We start from the raw sequence: 3835 nt of genomic DNA on the forward strand, positions 1-3835 counted from the left end.
ACATCGGGGAGCGCTCGCCCCACGATCACGCTCATCGCGTAATCGAGATATGAGCGGCGCATTTCCTCCTCGAGGGAGATTGGCAGGGTCTCTTTGGCGAATTGATCCATTTATCCGTGTCTTGAACTGTGCGGCGCCGGCGCGGAATAAAAGCCTCTTTTGCGGCGTTTTACCCGGATTCACCGTCGTTTAGCATCGGCATTGCGAACGCAACGCATCACGCGATTCTAACATGCGCGACATCCGCTCCTGGAGCGCCTGCGTATACACATACAGTCGCACCCGCAGTTGGCACGGAGCAGATTGAAGAATTAAGGGACAAATCAATGCGTAAGCCGATGTCCAGCATGACGCGAGCCCACGGAGCAAACGGTTGCGAAAGCTTACAAATTGCCGCGCACAACAAAGTGAAAACGTCAGACTAACCCGCTATCATTCGCCCTCACGGGTTTTGACGTCGCCAATTAACGCGCGAAAAACTGTCGAAAAAAATGTATTGAGGTTTTTGGAAAAAGTTCCGGGGTGGCACGCATTGTGCGCATGTTCGGCACGTATCAAACCCTGCAATTCCTTGCCCCGTCTTGTTGCGCATGCACCACATAAGGTTGCGGGCGTTAGGGACCCAGGGATATTTTTATCGATGCAAGGGAACGATATGGCAAAATGCGAACGCACAAAGTTAGACACTGCTCGAAGTCTACACACAGCGTTTTGTTCCGCGGTAATGTTATACTTCGAGCAATGTATGACTTGTCTTCGTCAACAAGGCTCGCAGTAAACCTGCGGTAATCTCAATTTCGAGAGGAGAAATATGAATAAACTTTCAAAGCTCGCGTTCATTGCAGCTACCGCAGTTATGGCTGCATCGGCGATGGCGCAATCGGTCCCGGCTTCGCGTCAGGCAGTGAACGACAACTGGGTGAACGGCACGGGCGAATGGGTGTGGATGAACGGCACGAACGAGCTTTGCTGGCGTGACGCGTTCTGGACCCCGGCAACGGCTAACGCAAAGTGCGATGGCGCGCTGGTAGCCCAGGCACCGCAGCCGCCGGTCGCTCCGCCGGTTGCTCCGGTTATCCAGAGCCAAAAGGTTACGTACCAAGCTGACGCTCTGTTCGACTTCGACAAGGCTATCCTGAAGCCAGGCGGCAAGGAAAAGCTTGACGATCTCGCATCGAAGATCGGCGACCTGAACCTGGAAGTTGTGGTCGCAACGGGTTACACGGACCGTATCGGTTCGGACAAGTACAACGATCGCCTGTCGCTGCGTCGTGCACAAGCTGTCAAGGCATACTTGGTCAGCAAGGGCATCGAAGCCAACCGTATCTATACGGAAGGCAAGGGCAAGCGTAACCCGGTTACCACGGGTTGCAACCAGAAGAACCGTAAGCAACTTATCGCCTGCCTCGCACCGGATCGTCGCGTGGAAGTCGAAGTTGTTGGAACCTCGCGTCAGCCGCAGTAATACGCGACAGATTGCCGCAGGATCAAAGCCCCGCTTCGGCGGGGCTTTTTTTATGCATAACGCGTCGTGCCGGGCGCCCGGAGCGCTCCCCTGCTCGACCGGCCTGGGTGAGTGCCGCGTTCCACCGGCTCTCGCCACCGCCTATATACTTGGTGCTTGACCGTTCCTGACCTTACGACCTTACGTTTCAAGGCTATCCGCACATGATCAATGCCGATCCCCACGAGCTTCAAAAATTCAGCGAGCTGGCTCATCGCTGGTGGGACCCGAATGCGGAGTTCAAGCCACTGCACGAGCTCAATCCCGTGCGGCTCGACTGGATTGACCGGCTTGCGCATCTGTCGGGCAAGCGCGCGCTGGATATCGGTTGCGGCGGAGGCATCCTGTCTGAATCCATGGCAGTGCGTGGCGCGAAGGTGAAAGGCGTGGATTTGTCATCGAGAGCGCTAGGCGTGGCCGACTTGCATAGCCTGGAGAGCGGCGTCGAAGTCGAATACGAGGAGATCGCGGCCGAGGCGCTTGCGGCGCGGGAACCCGGCAGCTATGACGTTGTGACCTGCATGGAGATGCTTGAGCACGTGCCGGATCCGGCGGCCATCGTTCAGGCGTGCGCAATGCTCGTCAAACCCGGCGGCTGGGTGTTTTTCTCCACGCTCAACCGCAATGCCAAGGCGTATTTGTTCGCGGTGATCGGCGCAGAATACATTGCCCGGATGCTACCGCGTGGTACGCACGATTACGCCCGCTTCATCAAGCCGTCAGAACTTGCGCAATACGTGCGTTCTGCGCAACTTGATATCGCCGAGATCAAGGGGATTACGTACCGGCCGCTGAGCAAGCGCTTCGGTCTCTCCGACGACTCAAGCATCAACTATCTGATGGCTTGCCGCCGCGTGGCCTGACGGGAACAGACATGAGCGATCGACCAAGTGATGCCGACCCCACGCCTCCGAGCGTCATCGAACCTGTACGGACTTTCATGAGCGACGACCCGACGCCCTTGCCCAAGCATCAAATCGACAAGACCCGGCTCAAGCTCTGCCACGCGATTTTGTTCGACCTCGACGGCACCATCGCGGACACCGCGCCTGACCTGGTTGCTGCCGTCAACAAGATGCGGCACGACCGTGGGCTGGAAATGCGGCCGCTCGAGACCTTGAGGCCGTTGGCTTCGGCGGGCGCGCGCGGTTTGCTGGCCGGCGCGTTCGAGATTGAGCCAGAGCATCCCGATTACGCGTCCATGCGCGAGGAGTTTCTCGCCAACTATGAAGCGGATTTGTGCATCGAGACAACGCTGTTTCCGGGTATCGACGCATTGCTCGATCAACTCGATGCACGCGGCGTGCGCTGGGGCATCGTGACCAACAAGGCGACGCGGCTGGCCGAACCGCTAGTGGCACTGCTTGGACTGGCTGAGCGCGCGGCGTGTCTTGTTTGCGGCGATACCACCCCCCATTCGAAGCCGCATCCGGCGCCGCTGCTGCATGCTGCGGAGCTGATGGAAGAAGCGCCTGAGCGCGTGGTGTACGTGGGTGACGACCTGCGAGATGTCCAGGCGGGTTTCGCCGCCGGCATGGTCACCGTGGCGGCCGCTTACGGATACTGCGGGACGGACCTGCCGCCCACGCGATGGCACGCGGATCATGTCGTGGAAACAACCATTGAATTGCAACATCTGCTACGCGACGTGCAATAACGCGCATCAACGGTCGGTGACGGCTGCGGCTCCCGGATGGGGCGGCCTCACCGGCCAAAACGCGGATGAACTGTGAGATAATGACCAATGCTTCGGGGGCGACCTGGTTTCGACAGGGGTTGCGAAGCGGCTAGGGCATACCGAGGACCCGTCACCTCGTAAATCAATGGGAAAAACGTAACTGCAAACGACGAAACGTTCGCACTGGCAGCCTAAGGGCCGCCTGCCTCTCCCTAGTTTACTGACGGACTAGAGTCGCAAGACCGGTAGCAATACCGCGAGAGGTCATATACGTCAGATAAGCCTTGTCGGCGTCGCGACGCCAAGGTCGAAAATTTAGTGAATCGCCGAAGCGAAGCGTGTTCGTCCGCGTCGCCAGGTTAAATTAAATGATAGAACTAAGTATGTAGAACTGGTCGTAGAGCGCTACTGGACGCGGGTTCGATTCCCGCCGCCTCCACCAATAACGCATCCGGACTTGTACCGGATTATTCGAAACCCCGCGTGCCACAAGGCTCGGCGGGGTTTTTTATTTTCGAAGTCGTCTCGATGCCTATCCTGCCGAATCAGCGAGTCAGGTACTTCCGGCGACAGCCCGCGTGTGGCTTGAACTTGTGCCCGAAAACTAAAACGCGCCGCCTAAACTCTCGCTCCGGCGACGCGCTTCACATCGG

Annotated in this window: 3 protein-coding genes and 1 other RNA gene; all 4 read left to right on the forward strand. The window is 58.0% G+C overall.

What is annotated here, in order from left to right; translation table 11 throughout:
* Nucleotides 1–811: 811 nt before the first annotated feature.
* Nucleotides 812–1465 (forward strand): outer membrane protein OmpA, encoded by a 654-nt coding sequence (gene ompA / locus JWR14_RS38350; RefSeq protein ID WP_299720039.1) that lies wholly within the window; start codon nt 812–814, stop codon nt 1463–1465.
* A 203-nt stretch (nt 1466–1668) separates the two neighbouring features.
* A complete protein-coding gene (ubiG, locus tag JWR14_RS38355; RefSeq protein WP_299720041.1) occupies nt 1669–2367 on the forward strand; it encodes a bifunctional 2-polyprenyl-6-hydroxyphenol methylase/3-demethylubiquinol 3-O-methyltransferase UbiG in 699 nt (232 codons plus the stop codon).
* 77 nt (nt 2368–2444) lie between these two features.
* Nucleotides 2445–3161, forward strand: coding sequence for a phosphoglycolate phosphatase (gene gph / locus JWR14_RS38360; protein ID WP_299720043.1), 717 nt, complete (start codon nt 2445–2447; stop codon nt 3159–3161).
* Nucleotides 3162–3255: 94 nt separating this feature from the next.
* Nucleotides 3256–3624, forward strand: a transfer-messenger RNA (tmRNA) gene (gene ssrA, locus JWR14_RS38365).
* Nucleotides 3625–3835 lie beyond the last annotated feature (211 nt).

Source organism: Caballeronia sp., from assembly GCF_028292365.1.
GTDB lineage: Bacteria > Pseudomonadota > Gammaproteobacteria > Burkholderiales > Burkholderiaceae > Caballeronia.